This is a genomic window from Pseudomonas sp. HR1 (genome assembly GCF_030175875.1).
In the GTDB taxonomy this organism is placed as follows: domain Bacteria; phylum Pseudomonadota; class Gammaproteobacteria; order Pseudomonadales; family Pseudomonadaceae; genus Chryseomonas; species Chryseomonas oryzihabitans.
Genome location: NZ_JASNRF010000004.1, coordinates 114,356 through 132,201 on the forward strand (window position 1 = coordinate 114,356; position 17,846 = coordinate 132,201).

A 17,846-nucleotide genomic window follows, 5' to 3' on the forward strand; every position below is an offset into this window, starting at 1 on the left:
GGCGCGACCATGGCGATCACGCGCTTTGCGGCTGTCGCGCTCGCCCTGGTGGTCGGCGGCCTCGCCGGCTGCGTGACCGAGGGCGACCGCAATCCCATGGATACCCGCCAGGGGCGGATGCAGGCCCGTGATGCCTACATCCAGCTCGGCCTCGGCTATGTCCAGCAGGGCAACACCGAACAGGCCAAGGTGCCGCTGAAGAAGGCGCTGGAGCTGGATTCGTCCAGCGCCGACGCCCATGCCGCCCTCGGGCTGGTGTTCCAGGCCCAGGGCGAGACCGGCCTGGCCGATCAGGAATACCGCCTGGCCCTGCGCGAGCGGCCCCGCGATGCCCGCATCCTCAACAACTATGGCAGCTTCCTCTATGAGCAGGGGCGCTACAAGGATGCCTACGAACGTTTCACCCAGGCCGCCGAAGACAGTCTCTACCCCGAGCGCGCCCGGGTGTTCGAGAATCTCGGCCTGACCGCCCTGCGACTCAATCAGGTCGACTTGGGCAAGGAAAATCTGGAAAAATCCCTGCGGCTGGATCGCAATCAGCCCAGGGCCCTGTTCGAATTGGCTCAACTGGCCTACCAGACGCGCGACTATGTGCCGTCCCGGAGCTATTACCAGGCCTTCAGCCAGCTCAGTCCCCAGGATGCCCGCAGCCTGTTGCTCGGGATCCGCCTCGCCGAGGTGTTCAATGATCGCAACACCGCCGCGAGCTATGCCCTGCAGCTGAAGCGCCTCTACCCGAACTCACCTGAATATCGTCAACTTCAGTCGGAGCAGAAATGACCGCAGTGCAATCCGAAGCGGTACACGCCGGACGGGGCAATCCCGGTGAGATCTTGCGTCAGAAGCGCCTGTCGCTTGGCTGGAGCCAGGCCCAGGTCGCCCAGAATCTCAATCTCAGCGAGCGCATCATCGAGCAGCTCGAGTCCGGCAACTATCAGCAGATGCCGGGGCACACCTTTGCCCGCGGCTATACCAAGGCCTACGGCAAGCTGCTCGGCCTGGACCAGGTCGAACTGGTGCGGACCTTCGACGGCTACACCGGCACCGATGCCAAGGGCAGCACCGTGCACAGCCTGGGGCGTCTCGACGAGCCGGTGCGGTTGTCGCGCAATGTCCTGAGATTCGTCAGTTTCATCCTGGTGGTGCTGATCATCGCCATGGGCCTGTTCTGGTGGCAGGAGCGCAGTCGCCAGGCCTCCAGCGCCAGTGCCGTGAGCATGGAGCATGTCGAGGTCGAGGGCGCCGACGGCAAGACCGAGATCCATCCCATCGACGAGCCGGAAGAACAGCCCCCGGTCACCGCCCAGCAGCCGGCCGCCACCCTGCCGTCCCCGGTGGGCACGCCGACGCCGGATGCCAATGCCGTCGCCGCCATGACCGCCCCGACCGCTGCGCCCAGCCCGGCTCCGGTCACGGGTTCGACCTCGCCAGCGCCCACGGCACCCGCCGCCGCGACCCCGGCCGCGCCGGCCAGCGCCCCTGCCGCGGCGCCCGTCGCCGGCAGCGACAACCTGAACATCCGCTTCACCGCCAATTGCTGGACGCAGGTCAGCGACGGTAACGGCAAGATCCTCTTCAGCGGCGTGAAGAAAGGCGGCGAGAGCCTCGAATACGCCTCGATCAAGGCGCCGGTGAACATCCGTCTCGGCTTTGCCCGCGGTGCCCAGATCTCCTACAACGGCCAGGTCGTCGACCTCGCGCCTTACACCAAGGGCGAGACCGCCCGCATCAAACTCGGTCAGGCCGGACAATGACGTCCGGCGACCCCATGGGAAACCAGCATGCATAGCGAATCGCCCATCAAACGTCGGTTGTCCCGCAAGATCTGGGTCGGCTCGGTGCCGGTCGGCGGCGATGCCCCCATCGCCGTGCAGAGCATGACCAACACCGAAACCTGCGACGTCGACGCCACCGTGGCGCAGATCCAGCGCCTGCAGGACGCCGGTGCCGACATCGTGCGCGTCTCGGTGCCCGACATGGACGCCGCCGAAGCCTTCGGTCGCATCAAGCAGCGGGTCAGCCTGCCGCTGGTGGCCGACATCCACTTCGACTACAAGATCGCCCTGCGCGTGGCCGAACTGGGCGTGGACTGCCTGCGCATCAACCCCGGCAACATCGGTCGCGAAGACCGGGTCCGGGCGGTGGTCGACGCGGCCCGCGAGCGCGGCATTCCGATCCGCATCGGCGTCAACGCCGGTTCGCTGGAAAAGGACCTGCAGAAGAAATACGGCGAGCCCACCCCGGAAGCCCTGGTGGAATCGGCCATGCGCCACGTCGACCACCTGGAGAAGCTGGACTATCCGGACTTCAAGGTCAGCGTGAAGGCCAGCGACGTCTTCATGGCCGTGGCCGCCTACCGCCAGTTGGCCACCCGCATCGAGCAGCCGCTGCACCTGGGCATCACCGAAGCCGGTGGCCTGCGCTCGGGTACGGTGAAGTCCGCCGTGGGCCTGGGCATGCTGCTGGCCGAGGGCATCGGCGACACCATCCGCATCTCGCTCGCGGCCGATCCGGTCGAGGAGATCAAGGTCGGTTTCGACATCCTGAAATCCCTGCGCCTGCGTTCGCGCGGCATCAACTTCATCGCCTGCCCGAGCTGCTCGCGGCAGAACTTCGATGTGGTCAAGACCATGAACGAACTGGAAGGGCGCCTGGAGGACCTGCTGGTGCCCCTGGACGTCGCGGTGATCGGTTGCGTGGTCAACGGCCCCGGCGAAGCCAAGGAGGCCCATGTCGGCCTGACCGGGGGTACGCCCAACAACCTGGTGTACATCGACGGCAAGCCGGCCTCCAAGCTGAACAACGACAATCTGGTGGACGAGCTGGAAGGGCTCATCCGCCGCAAGGCGGCCGAAAAGGCCGAAGCGGATGCCGCGCTCATCGCGCGCAGCTGAAAGATCAAGGAATAAGGCCCTTTCGTGAGCAAGTCCCTGCAAGCCATCCGTGGCATGAACGATATCCTGCCGGAGCAGACCCCGGCCTGGCGCTACCTGGAACGTACCTTCGCGACGCTGCTCGACGGCTATGGCTACCACGAGATCCGTCTGCCCATCATGGAGTTCACCGAACTCTTCGCCCGGGGCATCGGCGAGGGCACCGACGTGGTGGACAAGGAGATGTACACCTTCCTCGACCGCAACGAAGAGTCCCTGACCCTGAGGCCGGAAGGCACCGCGGGTTGCGTGCGGGCCGTGCTCGAACACGGCATGACCGGCGGTGGCCAGGTGCAGAAGCTCTGGTACGCCGGCCCGATGTTCCGCTACGAGAAGCCGCAGAAGGGTCGCTATCGCCAGTTCCACCAGATCGGCGTGGAGGTGTTCAACCTGCCCGGTCCGGACATCGACGCCGAACTGATCGTGCTCACCGCGCGCCTCTGGCAGCGCCTGGGGCTGACCGACGCCGTCACCCTGCAGCTCAACAGCCTGGGTTCCAGCGCCGACCGCGCGCGCTATCGCGAAGCCCTGGTGGCCTATCTGCAGGAACGCTTCGAGCAACTCGACGAAGACAGCCAGCGCCGCCTGACCACCAATCCGCTGCGCATCCTCGACAGCAAGAACGCCCAGACCCAGGCGCTGCTGCAGGACGCCCCGACCCTGGCGGATTACCTGGACGACGAATCCCGCGCCCACTTCGATGGCCTCAAGGCCCGCCTGGACGCCGCCGGCATCCGCTACCAGATCAATCCCAAGCTGGTGCGTGGCCTGGACTACTACGGCCGGACCGTCTTCGAGTGGGTCACCGACAAGCTGGGTGCCCAGGGCACCGTCTGCGCCGGTGGCCGCTACGACGGCCTGATCACCCAGTTCGGCGGCAAGCCCACCCCGGGCGTCGGCTTCGCCATGGGCGTCGAGCGCCTGGTGCTGCTGCTGGAAACCCTGGAGTGCCTGCCCGGTGATCTGCAGCGCCCCGCCGATCTCTATCTCTGCGCCTTTGGCGAGGCGGCCGAACTGGCCGGCCTCAAGCTGGCCGAGCAGCTGCGCGATGCCCGTCCCGACCTGCGTCTGCTGGTCAACGCCGGTGCCGGCAGCTTCAAGAGCCAGTTCAAGAAGGCGGACAAGAGCGGCGCGCTCTGGGCGATGATCCTGGGTGATGACGAACTGGCCGCGCAACAGGTGGCGCTCAAGCCGCTGCGTGGCGAGGCGCCCCAGGAAAAGGTCGATTTCGCGGCCCTGGCCGCTCGTCTGGACGAGATTTTGCCCCCGGCCGGTTCCGGTCGCGGGAATTGAGGAGAACGGATTTGAGTTCCATCGACGACGACAATCTGGTGGTCGCCAAGGCCTGGTGGCAGCGTAACGGCAAGCCGCTGGTGGCCGGTGGCGTCATCGCCCTGGTGGCGGTACTCGGCTGGCAGGGCTGGCAGCGCTATCAGAACAACCAGGCGCAAGGCGCCTCGGTGCTCTATCAGCAGCTGGTGGAAGCCGCGCTGGCGCCCGGTGGCAAGGTCGACACCGCGCGGGTGACCGATACCTACAGCAAGCTCAAGCAGGATTATTCCGGCACTGCCTACGCCCAGTACGGCAGTCTCTTCGTCGCCAAGGTGGCGGTGGAGAACAATCGCCTGGACGACGCCGCCGCCGAACTCAAGGCCGTGGTGGACAAGCCCCACGATGCCGAACTCGGCGAGCTGGCGCGGCAGCGTCTGGCCCGGGTGCTGGCGGCCGAGGGCAAGGCCGAAGAGGGCCTCAAGCTGCTGGACGGCGAGGCGCCCAAGGCCTATGTCGCCAACCGCGAAGAATTGCGTGGCGATCTGCTGGTGGCGCTGAAGAAGCCGACCGAGGCCCGCGCCGCCTACGAAAAAGCCCGCGCCGCGCTGCCCAACGATGCAGCCGAAGGCGTGCTGCAGATGAAACTCGATGATCTCGCCAAAGGAGACGCCTGATGTTGCGCTGGAAGCCTATCGCGGTACTGGGTCTCGCCCTTGCGGTCGTCGGGTGCAGCAGCACCGGCAAGAAGGAATTGCCGCCGGCCGAGCTGAAGGACATCAAGGCCGAGGTCCGGCTGGATGAAGTCTGGAGTCGCTCGGTGGGCGATGGCCAGGGCAAGGAATACAACCGCCTGGTCCCGGCCGTGGACGGCCAGACCATCTTTGCCGCCGATGCCGATGGCCGGGTCATGGCGATGAATCGCGAGACCGGTGCGGTGCTGTGGAAGAAGGACCTGGACCTGCCGGTCTCCGGCGGCGTCGGGGTCGGTTCCGGTCTGGTGCTGGTCGGTACCCTGCGTGGCCAGGTCATCGCCCTCGACGCCGGCAGCGGCGACGAGAAGTGGCGCGCCCAGGCCTCCAGCGAGGTGCTGTCCGCTCCGGTCGTCAACAACGACGTGGTGGTGGTGCAGTCCCAGGACGACAAGCTGCAGGCCTTCGAACTGGGCAGCGGTACCCGTCGCTGGATCTACGAAGACACCCAGCCGGTGCTGAGTCTGAGAGGCACCGGTGCCCCCCTGGTCACCAACCAGGTGGTGATGGCCGGTTTCGCCAGCGGCAAGGTGGTCGCCCTGGACGTGCAGCGTGGCCTGCCGCTGTGGGAACAGCAGATCGCCGTGCCCAAGGGCCGTTCCGAACTGGAGCGCATCGTCGACGTGGACGGCGGCCTCTCGCTGTCGGGCGACACCCTCTATGTGGTCAGCTACAACGGCCGCGTGGTCGCGCTCAATCCGGCCAACGGCCAGATCCTCTGGCAGCGTGACGCCTCCAGCTACGACGGCGTGGCCGAAGGCTTCGGCAACGTCTACCTGAGCCTGGACAACGGCACCGTGGAAGCCGTCGAGGAATCCTCAACCTCCGCGCTCTGGACCAATGCCGATCTGGCCCGTCGCCAGCTCACCGGGCCGGTGGTCTGGTCGAGCAACGTGGTGGTGGGCGACTACGCCGGCTACATCCACCTGCTGAGCCAGGTCGATGGGCGTTTCGTCGGTCGCACCAAGGTCGACGGTGACGGCGTCCGGGTACGGCCACTGGTCGTCGGCGATATGCTCTACGTTTACGGCAATGGCGGTAAACTCGTCGCCTATCGTCTGCGCTAGAAACTATTATCCTCAACCGATGGCCGCTACCGTGAAGTTCGGTAGCGGCCATCGTGTTTTCTGCTCTGGGAGAGCCGCATGGTTCCCGTAATTGCCCTGGTGGGGCGGCCGAACGTCGGCAAATCCACGCTTTTCAATCGCCTGACCAAGACCCGGGACGCCATCGTCGCCGACTTCGCCGGCCTGACCCGCGATCGCAAGTACGGCGAAGCCAAGTGGCAGGGACGCACCTACATCGTGGTCGACACCGGCGGTATCTCCGGTGACGAGGAAGGCATCGACCTGAAGATGGCCGAGCAGTCGCTGCAGGCCATCGAAGAATCCGATGCGGTGCTGTTCCTGGTGGACTCCCGCGACGGCATGACCGTCGCCGACCAGATGATCGCCGAGCACCTGCGCAAGAGAAACAAGCGCACCTTCCTGGTGGCCAACAAGGTCGACACCGTCGATCCCGAGATCGCCCGGGCGGAATTCAGCCCGCTGGCCATCGGCGATGCCTTTCCCATCGCGGCGGCCCACGGCCGTGGCGTGAACAACCTGCTGGAAGCCGCCCTGGGCGTCTTCCCCAAGGACGAGGTCGAGGTCGAGGAGCTCTCCGAGGAGCAGGTGCGGGCGGCCGCGGAAGAGGGCGGTGACGTCTTCCGCCGCGTGCAGGGCATCGACGAGACCACCGGTATCAAGATCGCCGTGATCGGTCGACCCAACGTCGGCAAGTCGACGCTGGTCAACCGCATGCTCGGCGAAGAGCGGGTCATCGTCTATGACCAGGCCGGCACCACGCGCGACAGCATCTACATCCCCTTCGAGCGCAACGAAGAACGCTACACCCTGATCGACACCGCCGGCGTGCGCCGGCGTGGCAAGGTCTTCGAGGCGGTCGAGAAGTTCTCGGTGGTCAAGACGCTGCAGGCGATCCAGGACGCCAACGTGGTGATCTTTGTCATGGACGCCCGCGAAGGCGTGGTCGAGCACGACCTCAACCTGCTCGGCTTCGTGCTGGAGACCGGTCGTGCCCTGGTGATCGCCCTCAACAAGTGGGACGGCATGGAGTCCGGCGAGCGTGACTACGTCAAGACCGAGCTGGAACGCCGGCTGCTGTTTGTCGACTTCGCCGACATCCACTTCATCTCGGCGCTGCATGGCACCGGCGTAGGCCATCTGTACAAGTCGGTGCAGCAGTCCTTCGCCTCGGCCACCACCCGCTGGCCCACCAGCCGCCTGACCCAGATCCTCGAGGACGCGGTGCAGGAGCACCAGCCGCCGATGGTCAGCGGACGCCGCATCAAGCTGCGCTATGCCCACCTGGGCGGCGCCAATCCGCCGCTGATCGTCATCCACGGCAACCAGACGGAAGCGGTGCCCAAGTCCTATACCCGCTACCTGGAAAAGACCTATCGCCGGGTGCTCAAGCTGGTGGGGACGCCGATCCGCATCGAATACCGCGGTGGCGAGAACCCCTTCGAGGGCAAGAAGAACACCCTCACCGAGCGCCAGGTCAACAAGAAGCGCCGGTTGATGAGCCACCACAAGAAGGCCGAGAAGAAGCGCAAGGACAAGCGGCGGTAAGCCGGTCGGGCGTTTTGAAGGGAAGGGGGCTTAATAGCCCCCTTTCTCTTTGTTAGCGGATTCTGGCGAGGAGGCTCCTCGCGCACCGAACTTCCCCCTCTCCCTTCGGGAGAGGGTTGGGGTGAGGGTGATCCCTGCGACGGCCTAGCAGTGAAAAAGATCGTAGCCTTGTCCCCTTCGCGTCGCCAAGGGGTGACCTGACTGCCTGCGGTTGCCCTCACCCTGGCCCTCTCCCAGAGGGAGAGGGGATGTTTGGGTCAGGCCTTGTACCCAGGCTATGCCTAGACCGCTGGCTGGCTGATCGGCTTAGCACTACTTGCCCTCTCGCACAAAAAATCGCAGTCTGCCGATCTCCTTCCAGCCAGACCTGTGCCCGCGCGATGATCCAGAGCAAGCTTCCCGGCCTCGCCGTCACCATCTTTACCCGCATGTCCCAGCTCGCCGCCCAGACCGGTGCGCTGAATCTGTCCCAGGGCTTTCCCGATTTCGATGGCCCGGCCGAGTTGCTCGCGGCGGTCGGTCGCCATGTCGCGGCCGGCCACAACCAGTACGCGCCCATGACCGGGCTGCCGGCGCTGCGCCAGCAGGTGGCAGCCAAGGTCGCCGCCTTCTATGGCCGAGAGGTGGATGCCGAGACCGAGGTCACCATCGTACCCGGCGCCACCCAGGGCCTGTTCTGCGCCCTGCAGACGCTGGTGCGGCCAGGTGACGAGGTGATCGTCTTCGATCCCTGCTACGACAGCTATGAACCCTCGGTGCAACTGGCCGGCGGGCGCTGCGTGCACGTGCCCCTGGCGCTGCCGGGCTTTGGTATCGACTGGCCGGCGCTGGAGGCGGCCCTGAGTCCGCGCACCCGTGCCATCGTACTCAATACCCCGCACAACCCCAGTGGCGCCCTGGTCAGCGCCGCCGAGCTGGACCGCCTGGCCGCGCTGATCCGCGGGCGCGATCTCTATCTGGTCAGCGACGAGGTCTATGAGCACCTGGTCTACGACGGCGAGCGCCATGCCAGCGTCATCGCCCACGACGAACTCTATGCCCGCGCCTTCGTGGTCAGCTCCTTTGGCAAGACCTATCACGTCACCGGCTGGAAGACCGGCTATGTGGTGGCGCCACCGGCGCTGTCGGCGGAATTGCGCAAGGTGCACCAGTACGTGAGCTTCTGCGGAGTGACGCCGATCCAGGCCGCCCTGGCCGACTTCATGGCCGTCCATCCCGAGCATCTCAGCGAGCTGCCGGGCTTCTACCAGGCCAAGCGCGATCTCTTCTGCGATCTGCTGGGCAACTCGCGCTTCACCTTCCAGCGCGCCGCCGGCACCTATTTCCAGGTGGTCGACTACTCCGCCATCCGCCCGGAGCTGGACGACGTGGCCATGGCCGAATGGCTGACCCGCGAGCATGGCGTCGCCGCCATTCCGCTGTCGGTGTTCTACCAGGCGCCACCCGCGGACCTGCGCCTGGTGCGCTTCTGCTTTGCCAAGCGCGAAGACACCCTGCGCCAGGCAGCGGAGCGGCTATGCGCGATCTGACCCCCATCCAGGACCTGCGCCTGGCGCTGGTACAGAGCGAACTGGCCTGGCACGACCCGGCCGCCAACCGTGCCCATTTCGAGGCGCTGTTGAGGGACGTGGGCGAGACCGACCTGATCATCCTGCCGGAAATGTTCACCACCGGCTTTTCCATGGAATCGGCCGCGCTCGCCGAGCCCGCGGACGGGCCGACGGCGGCCTGGATGAGCGAACAGGCGCAGCGGCTCGGCGCGGTGGTCACCGGCAGCCTGATCGTGCGGGACGCGGCTGGACAGCACCGCAATCGCCTGCTGTGGGCGACGCCGGATGGCGAGTTGCAGCACTATGACAAGCGCCATCTGTTTCGCATGGCCGGCGAGCACGAGCACTATGCCCCGGGCGAGCAGCGACTGCGGGTGACGCTCAAGGGATGGCTGATCCGCCCGCTGATCTGCTACGACCTGAGATTCCCGGTCTGGAGTCGCGCCCAGGACGACACCGATCTGCTGCTCTATGTGGCCAACTGGCCGGCGCCGCGGCGCGGCCACTGGAATCGCCTGCTGCCGGCACGGGCCATCGAGAATCTCTGCTATGTCGCTGCGGTGAATCGGATCGGCAGCGACGGCAACGGTCATCCCTATGCCGGTGACAGCCAGGTGCTGGACTTCCAGGGGGAGCCCCTGATCGACGCCGGCGTGGAATCCGGCATCTTCCACACCACGCTGTCGGCCGCAGCCCTCACGGCCTATCGCGAGCGCTTTCCGGCGCAGCGCGATGCCGATGCCTTCCGCCTGGACTGATCAGGCCCAGAAGGGCGCTGGCTGGGCGGCATGCTGGTGGATCAGGGCAATGGCCTGGTCCACGTCCGCCGCGGTGGTGTAGCGACCCAGGCTGAATCTGTAGCTGCGTGCCGCCTGTTCGGCGGTCAGGCCGAGGCCCAGGAGCACATGGGAGGGCGCCGCCTTGGCCGAACTGCAGGCCGAGGTGGTCGAGAAGGCCAGCTGCCGCTGCAGCGCCGCGGTGTCCAGCGGCGTGGCGAAGGTCAGATTCAGGGTGTGGGGAATGCGCTGCCGGGCGCAGCCATTGAGCCGCATGCCGTTCAGGGTTTGTACCCCGGCCAGGAATCGCTCGCGTAACTGGCCGAGACGCTCGTTCTCTCGCGCCATGGCCTGGCCGGCGAGGGCGAAAGCGGTCCCCATGCCGACGATCTGGTGGGTGGCCAGGGTGCCGGAACGCAGCCCGCGCTCATGGCCGCCACCGTGGATCTGCGCCTGCAGGGCACCCTCGGCGCGCGGACCGACATAGAGGGCGCCGATGCCCTTGGGCCCATAGGTCTTGTGCGCGGAAAAGGACATCAGATCGACTTCCAGGCCGGCCAGGTCGATGGCGACCTTGCCGGTGGCCTGGGCGGCGTCCACGTGGAAGAGGGCGCCCCGGACGCGCACCAGCCGGCCGATGGCGTCGATATCGGTCAGGGTACCCAGCTCGTTGTTCACCATCATCAGCGAGACCAGGCAAGTGTCCGCTCGCCAGGCCTGGGCGACGACCTCAGGGGTGATGAGGCCTGCCGCGTCTGGCGCCAGGTAGGTGACGGTGAAGCCCTCGGCTTCCAGCTGGGCGGCGGTATCCAGTACCGCTCGGTGCTCCAGGCAACTGGTGATCAGATGGCCATGCCCGCGACGCCGGGCCACGCCGAGCAGCGCGAGATTGTTGGATTCGGTCGCGCCGGAGGTCCAGATCAGCTGTTCGGGCCGGGCGCCAACCAGGTCGGCCACCTGCTGGCGGGCGGTGTCCACGGCGCGCTGGGCGTCGTTGCCGAAGGCATGGCCGCGAGAGGCGGGATTGCCGAAGACGCCCTGGCGCCCCATACAGCCCAGCATGGCTTCGATGACGACATCGTCGACAGGGGTGGTGGCGGCGTAATCGAAATACAGGGGATAAGCGTCCATGGCGGCCTCGGGCATTTGAATGGACCTAGGCTAACGCTGGCGCGCGTGAAGAAATTTGCTTTTTTATCGCTCATTGAGCTTTCGAGCAGAATAGAATTCTTTCTAATAGCCGTTGTAGAGAAAATGAATTCATGGATCGCTTCGATCGCGCCATTCTCGAGATCTTGCAGCAGGACAGCACCCGACCGGTGGCCGATATCGCCGAACGCATCGGCCTGGGTACCACGGCCTGTTGGCGGCGTATCCAGAAGCTGGAGGAGCAGGGCGTGATCCGCGCCCGGGTGGCACTGCTCGATCCCCGCGAGCTCAACGTGGGGGTGACGGTCTTCGTTTCGGTACGCACCAATCAGCACGCCATGGACTGGCTGCAGCGTTTCCACGAGGCGGTGGCGGCCATTCCGGAGGTGGTCGAGCTCTATCGCATGGCGGGCGATACCGACTACCTGATGCGCATCGTGGTGCCGGACATCGCCGCCTACGATGGCGTCTACAAGCGGCTGATCCAGGTACCGGGATTGCTGGACGTCAGCTCCAGCTTCGCCATGGAGCAGATCAAGTACAGCACCGCCTTGCCGCTGGATTATGTGCGGTAGGAGGATTGGGCTATCGCGGCCATGGGCCGCTCCTACGGGGTATGGATCAGGCCTGTAGGAGCGGCCCCTGGCCGCGACACCTCAGCGATAGGCGCTGACCTGATCCAGCAGGGTGATGTCGTCGGCCGGTAGTTGCAGCCGGGTGGCGGCCACCAGGTCGTCCAGTTGGGCCTGGGAGGTGGCGCTGGCGATCGGCGCGGTGATGCTGGGGCGGGCGATCAGCCAGGCCAGGGCGACCTGGGCCGGGGTGGCGTCGTGCTTCTCGGCGATCTCGTCGAGGCCGGCCAGGATGGCCATGCCGCGTTCGTCCAGGTAGCGCTTGACCATCTCCGCGCGCGACCCCTGCAGATCGTCCTTGGTGCGGTACTTGCCCGTCAGGAAGCCGCTGGCCAGGGAGAAATAGCTGATCACGCCCAGGCCGAGTTCCTTGACCACGGGTTCCAGCTCGGTCTCGTAGTCCTGGCGGGCATGCAGGTTGTAGTGGGGCTGCAGGCTCTGGTAGGCCGGCACGCCCAGGCGTTCGGCGACCTGGGCCGCTTCACGCAGGCGCTGGCCGCTGTAGTTGGAGGCGCCAATCACCCGCACCTTGCCCTGTTCCACCAGCCGCGCGAAGGCGCCCAGGGTTTCCTCCAGCGGGGTGTCCTCGTCGTCGCAGTGCGCCTGATAGAGGTCGATGCGATCGGTCTGCAGGCGCTTGAGCGAGGCTTCCACTGCCTGCTGCACATAGCTGGCCTTGAGACCCTTGCGACCTTCGCCCATGTCCATGCCCAGCTTGGTGGCCAGGATCACCTGGTCGCGCTTGCCGCTGCGGGCGAACCACTTGCCCAGCAGGGTCTCGGATTCGCCGCCGCTGTTGCCCGGCGCCCAGCGCGAATAGACGTCGGCGGTGTCGATGAAGGTCAGGCCCGCCTCGAGCAGGGCATCCAGCATGCGAAAGGACTGGGCTTCGTCCAGGGTCCAGCCAAAGACGTTGCCACCAAAGCAGAGCGGGGGCACCTGGAGATCTGAGTGGCCAAGGGTACGAGTGTGCATGGAATCCTCATCCGGTTGGGGGAGTCATGCAGGTTACGACCGATGGCCGCGGCTCAAGGTTCGAGGCGCGTAGGCCCGGGCCACTCCCGCAGGGGGAGGGGTTTGCCCAGGGCATAGCCCTGGGCGTAGTCCACGCCGATGGTGCCGAGCAATTCGAAGGTGGCCTGGGACTCGACGAATTCGGCGATGGTCTCGGCGCCGAGGTGGTGGGCGACCTGGTTGATGGACTCGACGATGGCGCGATCCAGCGGATCCTGGTCGAGGCTGCGGATGAAGCTGCCGTCGATCTTCACGTAGTCGACGCGGAAGTGCTTGAGGTAGGCGAAGGAGCTGAGGCCGGCGCCGAAGTCGTCCAGGGCTATGCGGCAGCCGCGTTCGCGGACCTGGCTGATGAGCGCCGAGGCCACCGAGAGCTTGTTGATCACCGCGGTCTCGGTCAGCTCGAAGAGCAGGCGCTGCGGATCCAGCGGCGAGGCCGCGATCAGCTCCAGCAATTCGGGCAGGAAGTCGGGATCGCTCAGGCTGTTGCCCGAGAGATTGATGCCCACGTGCAACCCGGGTCGTTCCTGCAGCCAGGGCACCAGCTCGACCAGCACCTGACGCACCACCCAGCGGTCGATGCTGCTCATCAGGCCGAAACGCTCGGCGGCCGGGATGAAGGTGGCTGGCGAGATCAGCTGGCCTTGGACATCGCGCAGGCGCAGCAGCAACTCGACATGCTGCGCCGCGCCGCCGCGGCTCCGGGTGGGGACGATGGTCTGGGCGTGCAGTTCGAAGCGATGCTGCTCCAGGGCCTCGCGCAGGCCGCTGGCCATGAGGATCTCGCGGTGCTGGCGCTCGACGTCCTCGCTGCCGGCGCGATAGAGCGCCGCGCGATTGCGCCCGGCGTGCTTGGCGGTGTAGCAGGCCACGTCGGCCTGACTCATCAATTCGGCCGGGCTCGGGGTTTCGGCGGTGATGGCGACGATGCCGGCGCTGGCGCCGACGTCATAGATCCGGCTTTGCCAGTTGAAGCGCACGGCGCCGATGCTGGCGATGAGCTTTTCGGCGACGGCCTCGGCCTGCACCAGATCGCAGTCGCGCAGCAGCAGGGCGAATTCGTCACCGCCGATCCGCGCCACGGCATCCGAGCCGCGCAGGGAGTCCCGCAGCAGAGTGCCCAGTTCGCGCAGCAGCAGATCCCCGGCGGCATGGCCGGCGGAGTCGTTGACCACCTTGAAGCGATCGAGGTCGATGAAGCACAGCGCGTGCTGGACGGTCCCGGCCTGGGCCTGCTGCCAGGCGGCGTCCAGCTCCTGCTCGAACTTCAGGCGGTTGTAGAGGCCGGTCAGGGCGTCGTGGGAGGCGTTGTAGCTCAGCTCGCGCTGCAGGTTGCGGGCATGGGTGACATTCTGGAACACCAGCACCGCGCCGATGATGCGGCCATCCACCGTACGCACCGGCGCGGCCGAATCCTGCACCTCGTGCCTTTCACCCTGGCGGCTGAGCAGCACCGCGCCCTCGTCCAGGGAGGTGATGGTCTGCTCGCGCAGGCAGCGGGTCACCGGACTGGGCAGGACCTCGTCGCTCTGGCTGTCGTGGATGAGGAACACCTCTTCGTGGGGCCGGCCCCGGGCATCCGCCAGCGACCAGCCGGTGAGCTGCTCGGCGACCGGATTGAGAAAGAGGATGCGTCCATCCATGTCGGTGGTCAGCACGGCGTCGGCGATGGAGGCCAGGGTGACCTGCAGCCGTTCCTTTTCCTCGTAGAGCGCCGTGGTCAGCTGATGGTGCTCGGTGACGTCGCTGTTGCTGCCGACCAGGCGTACGTGGCCGTCGGCCTCGACCACCGAGATCAGCTCGGAGCGGATATGGCGCACCTCGCCGCCGGGGCCGCCGCGGTTGATGCGGAAGTTGAAGGTGTAGAACATCGACTCGCTGGCGACCTTGTCGAACACCTCCAGCGAACGCGCCTTGTCGTCCGGGTGGATGAAGGTGAGCCAGAAGTCCATGTCCCGGCTGAGATTGTCGGGGGCAATGCCGTAGAGATCTCTCAGCCGCGCATCGGCATTGAAGCCCGGACTGCGGGTATCCCATTCCCAGATGCCGACGTTGCTGGCGCGAATGGCCAGTTGCAGCCGCTCGCGGAGCCGGGCGTTGGTCGCCTCGGCCCGGCGCTGGGCGTCGATGTCGCGGGCCTGCAGCAGATAGCCGGTGAGCAGGTCGCCATCATCATGGTCGGGCGACAGCGCCAGTTGCATCCACAGTCCCTGGCCGTCGCGGTGCAGCAGACGGCGGGTCTGCTCGCCTTCCTCGATCGTCAGGGGTTCTTCGCCATCGGCGATCAACTCCTTGAGCGACCGGCCGTCGAGGCTGTGGCGCGGATAGCCGAGCATGGCCTCCAGGGCGGCATTCACCTGACTCAGGCGGCCCTCCACCGACAGCAGCGCCATGCCATAGGGCGCGGCGCTCAGGGCATGGCGAAAGCGTGCCTCGTTGCGCGCCAGGCGCTGGTTGTGGTGACGGCTCTGCTGCACGGCGGCGGCCAGCAACAGTGGGGGAATCTGCATCAGGGCCACGGGAATGTAGGTCAGGGCTTCCTGCACCAGGGTGGCGCCGCGAACGCCGAGCAGATAACCGTGGGCCACCAGGTAGGTGAAGATCAGGATGTTCAGGCCGCCGACCACCGCGGTACCCAGGGCAGTGAGCCTCAGGGTCATCAGCAGCAGCAGGGTGGAGACGTAGACGAAGGGGTAGGGCACATAGGCCAGCAGGCCGAGCACCAGCACGGGGCTGATCAGCAGCAGGACGATGAACTCACGGGCACCCTGACGACTGAATTGCCGCCACTGCAGCGGGCGGCCGAGAAAGGCCAGCGGCATCATCACCAGCAGGCCGAGGGCGTCGCCGAGGTACCAGTGCAGGGCCACCCGCAGCAGCTCGGGATTGCCCTGCTGAGCGGCGATCAGGGTGCCCAGGGCGGTACCGGCCAGGGGCGTCACCAGCACCCCGTAGAACAGCAGTCGGCCCATGGCCGCGACATTGCGTTCGGGATGGAGGATGCGGCCATGCAGCAGCCAGGCGCCGAACAGGATCTCGGCCAGATTGGGTAGGGAATAGAGCGCGCCGATGGCCGGGTCCCCACTGAAGGGCAATTCGGCCAGGGCGCCGGCCGGCCAGACCGCCAGCAGTTGCAGCGGCCAGCGCCGGGGCGCCGAGCGCAGCAGCCAGGCGATCGCCAGGCCATTGGGCAACCAGAGGGTGGCCACGGTGGAGGACGCCTGGCGGGTGAAGAGGATGCACAGGACCGAACTGATCAGGAACAGCAGCGCCAGCGCGGTGGCGTCACGCAGCAGAGAGGTGTTTCGCGACAGAGTGAAGGTCATTGCCTATCCAGACAAGCTGCCCGGCTGGCCGAAGCGGGCAGGCGAGACGGTCCCTAGGAAGCGGGGAGTATCTCCGCTGATTCGCCATAAAAAAAGGGAACACCGACAGGTATTCCCTTTGGTTTGACGAATGTCAGTTTCAGGCGGCCTTGGCCTGGGCCTGGGTCACCGCGCGATTCAGGGCGCTGAGCAGGGCGCGGAAGCTGGCGGTGGTGATGTTCTCGTCGATGCCGATGCCATGCAGCGGACGCTGACCTTCCAGGCGGACCTCGATGTAGGAAGCGGCCTTGGCGTTGGCGCCGGCGCCGATGGAGTGCTCGTGGTAGTCCATGATCTCCACCGCCTGCGGCAGGCTGGCGACCAGGGCTTCCAGCGGACCCTTGGCGGTGCCGTGCCAGTGCTCGGTACGACCCTCGACGGCGACCTTGATGTCGACGGTGGAGGTGCCGTCTTCCTCGCGCAGCTTGTGGCTGACCAGGGCGTAGGGGCTCTTGGCCTGCAAGTATTCCTGTTCGAGCAGGGCGTGGATCTGCGCCGCGGTCATCTCCAGGCCCAGGCGATCGGTTTCGCGCTGCACCACCTGGCTGAATTCGATCTGCATGCGGCGCGGCAGGCTGATGCCGTATTCCTGTTCCAGCAGGAAGGCGATACCGCCCTTGCCCGACTGGCTGTTGACGCGGATGACCGCCTCGTAGTCGCGGCCGATGTCGGCCGGGTCGATGGGCAGGTAGGGCACTTCCCAGAGGGCGTCCGGCTTCTGCTGGGCGAAGCCCTTGCGGATGGCGTCCTGGTGGGAACCGGAGAAGGCGGTGTGGACCAGATCGCCGACATAGGGATGGCGCGGGTGCACCGGCAGCTGGTTGCACTCCTCGACGGTCTTGCGCACGGCGTCGATGTCGGAGAAGTCCAGCTCGGGGTCGACGCCCTGGGTGTAGAGGTTGAGCGCCAAGGTCACCAGGCAGACGTTGCCGGTGCGCTCGCCATTGCCGAACAGGCAGCCTTCGACGCGATCGGCGCCGGCCATCACCGCCAGTTCCGAGGCAGCGACGCCGGTGCCGCGGTCGTTATGGGTGTGGACGCTGATCAGCACGCTGTCGCGGCGGTCGATGTGGCGACCGAACCATTCGATCTGGTCGGCGTAGTTGTTGGGCGTGGCGCACTCGATGGTGGCCGGCAGGTTGAGGATCAGCTTGTTGGCGGGGGTCGGCGCGAACACCGCGATCACCGCGTTGCACACCTCGACGGCGAAGTCGGTCTCGGTGGAGCTGAACACCTCGGGGGAGTACTCGAAGCCCCACTGGGTCTCCGGCCGCTCGGCGGCCAGGCGCACGATGGTCTGGCCGGCGGCCACGGCGATGGCCTTGACGCCGGCCTTGTCCTGGCCGAAGACGATGCGGCGGAAACTCGGCGCGCAGGCGTTGTAGTAGTGGACGATGGCGCGCTTGGCGCCCTTGAGCGATTCGAAGGTGCGCTCGATGAGGTCGTCACGGGCCTGGGTCAGCACCTGGATGGTGACGTCGTCGGGGATGTGACCGCCCTCGATCAGCTCGCGGACGAAGTCGAAGTCGGTCTGGGAGGCGGAGGGGAAGCCCACCTCGATCTCCTTCAGACCCACGGCGACCAGACACTTGAAGAAGGCCATCTTCTTCTCGGCGTCCATCGGCTCGATCAGCGACTGGTTGCCGTCGCGCAGGTCGGTGGACAGCCAGATCGGCGCCTTGTCGATGACCTTGTCCGGCCAGGTGCGGTCGGGCAGGGCGACGGGCGTGAAGGGACGGTACTTCTGCGAGGGGTCTTTGAGCATGGTCATGG

14 protein-coding genes are annotated in these 17,846 nt (G+C 66.4%); 10 read left to right on the plus strand and 4 right to left on the minus strand.

Going from position 1 to position 17,846, the window contains the following annotated elements; translation table 11 throughout:
• Positions 1-9: 9 nt before the first annotated feature.
• The 9 genes from pilW to QKY98_RS15870 all read left to right on the plus strand — a co-directional run bounded on the left by pilW (position 10) and on the right by QKY98_RS15870 (position 9,895).
• Positions 10-780 carry a type IV pilus biogenesis/stability protein PilW gene (pilW, locus tag QKY98_RS15830; RefSeq protein ID WP_284671220.1) on the plus strand — a complete coding sequence of 257 codons (771 nt, stop codon included), beginning with the start codon at positions 10-12 and terminating at the stop codon, positions 778-780.
• Positions 777-1,754, plus strand: coding sequence for a RodZ domain-containing protein (locus tag QKY98_RS15835; RefSeq protein WP_284671221.1), 978 nt, complete (start codon positions 777-779; stop codon positions 1,752-1,754). The genes pilW and QKY98_RS15835 overlap by 4 nt, the downstream gene beginning before the upstream one ends.
• A gap of 27 nt (positions 1,755-1,781) precedes the next feature.
• Positions 1,782-2,894, plus strand: a complete 1,113-nt coding sequence (ispG, locus tag QKY98_RS15840) for a flavodoxin-dependent (E)-4-hydroxy-3-methylbut-2-enyl-diphosphate synthase (protein ID WP_007162429.1) — start codon at positions 1,782-1,784, stop codon at positions 2,892-2,894.
• Positions 2,895-2,918: 24 nt separating this feature from the next.
• Complete coding sequence (gene hisS, locus QKY98_RS15845) at positions 2,919-4,226, plus strand: histidine--tRNA ligase (protein WP_044341665.1); 1,308 nt, start codon at positions 2,919-2,921, stop codon at positions 4,224-4,226.
• A gap of 11 nt (positions 4,227-4,237) precedes the next feature.
• Complete coding sequence (locus QKY98_RS15850; RefSeq protein WP_284671222.1) at positions 4,238-4,879, plus strand: tetratricopeptide repeat protein; 642 nt, start codon at positions 4,238-4,240, stop codon at positions 4,877-4,879.
• The gene (gene bamB / locus QKY98_RS15855; protein WP_027601482.1) at positions 4,879-6,021 is read left to right on the plus strand and encodes an outer membrane protein assembly factor BamB; all 1,143 of its coding nucleotides are present in this window, start codon (positions 4,879-4,881) and stop codon (positions 6,019-6,021) included. Before QKY98_RS15850 ends, bamB begins: the two co-directional genes overlap by 1 nt.
• 78 nt (positions 6,022-6,099) lie before the next feature.
• Positions 6,100-7,587, plus strand: coding sequence for a ribosome biogenesis GTPase Der (gene der, locus QKY98_RS15860; protein ID WP_007162433.1), 1,488 nt, complete (start codon positions 6,100-6,102; stop codon positions 7,585-7,587).
• 380 nt (positions 7,588-7,967) lie between these two features.
• Positions 7,968-9,116, plus strand: coding sequence for a pyridoxal phosphate-dependent aminotransferase (locus QKY98_RS15865; RefSeq protein WP_284671223.1), 1,149 nt, complete (start codon positions 7,968-7,970; stop codon positions 9,114-9,116).
• On the plus strand, positions 9,104-9,895 hold the full coding sequence (locus tag QKY98_RS15870; protein ID WP_284671224.1) for an amidohydrolase: 792 nt from the start codon (positions 9,104-9,106) through the stop codon (positions 9,893-9,895). Before QKY98_RS15865 ends, QKY98_RS15870 begins: the two co-directional genes overlap by 13 nt.
• Here QKY98_RS15870 and QKY98_RS15875 read toward each other — a convergent pair whose 3' ends face one another.
• Complete coding sequence (locus tag QKY98_RS15875; RefSeq protein WP_284671225.1) at positions 9,896-11,044, minus strand: aminotransferase class V-fold PLP-dependent enzyme; 1,149 nt, start codon at positions 11,042-11,044, stop codon at positions 9,896-9,898.
• Between the two features lie 131 nt (positions 11,045-11,175).
• Between QKY98_RS15875 and QKY98_RS15880 the strand changes: the two genes are divergently transcribed.
• On the plus strand, positions 11,176-11,637 hold the full coding sequence (locus tag QKY98_RS15880) for an Lrp/AsnC family transcriptional regulator (protein WP_007162437.1): 462 nt from the start codon (positions 11,176-11,178) through the stop codon (positions 11,635-11,637).
• An 81-nt stretch (positions 11,638-11,718) separates the two neighbouring features.
• Here QKY98_RS15880 and QKY98_RS15885 read toward each other — a convergent pair whose 3' ends face one another.
• The 3 genes from QKY98_RS15885 to leuA form a co-directional block, all read right to left on the minus strand.
• A complete protein-coding gene (locus QKY98_RS15885; RefSeq protein ID WP_284671226.1) occupies positions 11,719-12,669 on the minus strand; it encodes an aldo/keto reductase in 951 nt (316 codons plus the stop codon).
• A gap of 53 nt (positions 12,670-12,722) precedes the next feature.
• A complete protein-coding gene (locus QKY98_RS15890; protein WP_284671227.1) occupies positions 12,723-16,034 on the minus strand; it encodes an EAL domain-containing protein in 3,312 nt (1,103 codons plus the stop codon).
• 139 nt (positions 16,035-16,173) lie between these two features.
• Positions 16,174-17,844, minus strand: coding sequence for a 2-isopropylmalate synthase (gene leuA / locus QKY98_RS15895; RefSeq protein ID WP_007162440.1), 1,671 nt, complete (start codon positions 17,842-17,844; stop codon positions 16,174-16,176).
• Between the last annotated feature and the right edge of the window lie 2 nt (positions 17,845-17,846).

Excerpts from the sequence above, each read along its gene's own strand:
- pilW (WP_284671220.1), top strand. The coding sequence starts at position 10 with ATGGCGATCACGCGCTTTGCGGCTGTCGCGCTCGCCCTGGTGGTCGGC.
- QKY98_RS15835 (WP_284671221.1), top strand. The coding sequence starts at position 777 with ATGACCGCAGTGCAATCCGAAGCGGTACACGCCGGACGGGGCAATCCC.
- ispG (WP_007162429.1), top strand. The coding sequence starts at position 1,782 with ATGCATAGCGAATCGCCCATCAAACGTCGGTTGTCCCGCAAGATCTGG.
- bamB (WP_027601482.1), top strand. The coding sequence starts at position 4,879 with ATGTTGCGCTGGAAGCCTATCGCGGTACTGGGTCTCGCCCTTGCGGTC.
- der (WP_007162433.1), top strand. The coding sequence starts at position 6,100 with ATGGTTCCCGTAATTGCCCTGGTGGGGCGGCCGAACGTCGGCAAATCC.
- QKY98_RS15865 (WP_284671223.1), top strand. The coding sequence starts at position 7,968 with ATGATCCAGAGCAAGCTTCCCGGCCTCGCCGTCACCATCTTTACCCGC.
- QKY98_RS15870 (WP_284671224.1), top strand. The coding sequence starts at position 9,104 with ATGCGCGATCTGACCCCCATCCAGGACCTGCGCCTGGCGCTGGTACAG.
- QKY98_RS15875 (WP_284671225.1), bottom strand. The coding sequence starts at position 11,044 with ATGGACGCTTATCCCCTGTATTTCGATTACGCCGCCACCACCCCTGTC.
- QKY98_RS15880 (WP_007162437.1), top strand. The coding sequence starts at position 11,176 with ATGGATCGCTTCGATCGCGCCATTCTCGAGATCTTGCAGCAGGACAGC.
- QKY98_RS15885 (WP_284671226.1), bottom strand. The coding sequence starts at position 12,669 with ATGCACACTCGTACCCTTGGCCACTCAGATCTCCAGGTGCCCCCGCTC.
- QKY98_RS15890 (WP_284671227.1), bottom strand. The coding sequence starts at position 16,034 with ATGACCTTCACTCTGTCGCGAAACACCTCTCTGCTGCGTGACGCCACC.
- leuA (WP_007162440.1), bottom strand. The coding sequence starts at position 17,844 with ATGACCATGCTCAAAGACCCCTCGCAGAAGTACCGTCCCTTCACGCCC.